At 46.9% G+C, this 1,883-nt stretch carries 2 protein-coding genes and 1 pseudogene; all 3 read right to left on the bottom strand.

Translation table 11 applies throughout. The features are described 5' to 3' along the window. Positions 1–924: pseudogene (gene yesM, locus ACWHAR_RS20305) on the bottom strand (two-component system sensor histidine kinase YesM); the annotation flags it as partial. Then, positions 921–1,550: a YesL family protein gene (locus ACWHAR_RS20310; RefSeq protein ID WP_072557178.1), complete on the bottom strand. Its 630-nt coding sequence runs from the start codon at positions 1,548–1,550 to the stop codon at positions 921–923. The gene ACWHAR_RS20310 and the pseudogene yesM, both read right to left, overlap by 4 nt. Positions 1,551–1,664: 114 nt before the next feature. Further along, positions 1,665–1,883 (bottom strand): YesK-like family protein (locus ACWHAR_RS20315; protein ID WP_452087641.1); only part of this gene is annotated, 219 nt, incomplete at its 5' end.

The raw sequence follows: 1,883 nt of genomic DNA on the forward strand, positions 1-1,883 counted from the left end.
CCTTCCGAAAAGCAAAACCACACAGAAAAAGAGAAGAAAGCATGTGCCGATCACTGTTTTCATAAAGGAAATTTTCGCGAACATCTGATCAAAGGGGATGACGTTATAGTAGCTCCAATTTTGGTAGGATGATTGAAGATAAGAAATAAAGTAACGTTTGCCATTCTTTTTTATCAAGTCATAACCGGGGTGCTTCAGCGTCTCTTTTGCTGCCTCAGGAACATGCGCTGATGCATGTGCTGTATACACCAAATTCCCGCCTTGGTCAGCAATCATAATGTCTCCGACTGAATCGCCCCAATCCTTCGGCGCATCACGAATCATCTGTTTTACATTGACTTGGATCAGCACCATGCCCAAGCCGTTCAGACTCAGCTGGTGATAGGATCTGATCTGCCGTGCTGAAATCAGGACAGGATCTGACCCGCCGAGCGTCATCCAAAGATTTCTTCCATTTTTCGCTTTCGCTCGCTTACATACCTCTTCCTGCTCCTGCTTCAAAAGATCTGAAGAACTGCTTCCGGCTGAATACTCTGAGCCGCGGGCATCAATCACATGAATGGAATCGATGTACTTTTCATCGCTGGCATATTCCGCAAGCTGATCCCACAGCTCCTGCTTCATTTGATATTGATCATACGTATCATCCCGATTTTGCATGCTCAGGATATGCTGAATCTGTTCGTCTGTAATGATTTCATATGACACATCCTCTATCTTCTTCAGCTCGTCTTCGATCCTTTCAGAAGACATCCGCAGCACCTCCGAGGACTTGCGGTAAATCTGCTCATCATACACATGAAAGGCATACTGGACCCCGCTGTATACAAACAGAAAGGATACGGCCATAATCAACGATAGAAACACAAACAGCTTATCCTTAATCTTCATCCGCCTGTACCAGCCAGCAACTCTTTTCTTCATGCCGCCTTTTCTTTCTCCTGCCGCTGATCCATTGACCGAAACGCTTTAAAGGACAGCTTCGTTAAGATCAGGCTGAGTAAACTCCCGCTGAAAAACAATAGAAACGTGACATGAAACAGAACGAGACAAAGCACACCGACAGCGCCCGCCGCCATCAAAAGCGTCACCGCCGGACGGCTGAAGGCAATGAAAAAGCTGATGCTCAGCACCTCTCTGATTTTTACGTCAAAATGAGAAAATACCGGGAACACATACAGCACAACAAACGCGAAAATCAAACTAATGCTCAGGAATACATTGACGAGCACAGGCTGGTCCATCTGAGCCGCTATCCGCATATCCGCAAACAGAAACAGGGCAGCCGTCACAACGATAAGCCCGAGGATCTGTGATGCCCGCCATTCCTTTTTAAACGCCCGAAAAAAGACAGAAAACACCGGGGCATCTGTATTCCCCTTCGCCCATTCTCTCGCCACTGTAAACATCGCGGCAGTAGCGGGCATCAGCCCAAACGCAACCAGGCCTGCAAGAGAAAACAAAATCCAAAGCACATTCAAATAGGCCAGTCTCATCACCCACGTACAAAAACTGTTCAGCCCATTTGTCACACCGTGTATCATCAACATCACCTTTCTGCTTCGGAAAACGCTTTCATTTTAAAGTAATATGTATTTCTCCTTTCGAAAGAAAATTCCTGCCGGTCTGTGAAAATTTCGACATGATGAGAGACGGCAGCAGCCTTATCTTTTCCTGTAACGCCGGATGGCCTTATCGATCAAATATCCGGCAATGGCTCCGAAAATGACATTGAATCCAAGCATTCCGAGCGCAGCCCCTTCCCAGCCGCGTACATACACGAAGCTGTACCAGATCGCAAACATGCCAAGGACGATCAGCCCGGCCAATATCCATTCCGGCCGACTTTTGTCAGGAAATCTCATCCGCATCAAAACGGATAC

Source organism: Bacillus sp. LR--39 (assembly GCF_053613335.1).

Excerpts from the sequence above, each read along its gene's own strand:
- ACWHAR_RS20310 (WP_072557178.1), bottom strand. The coding sequence starts at position 1,550 with ATGTTGATGATACACGGTGTGACAAATGGGCTGAACAGTTTTTGTACG.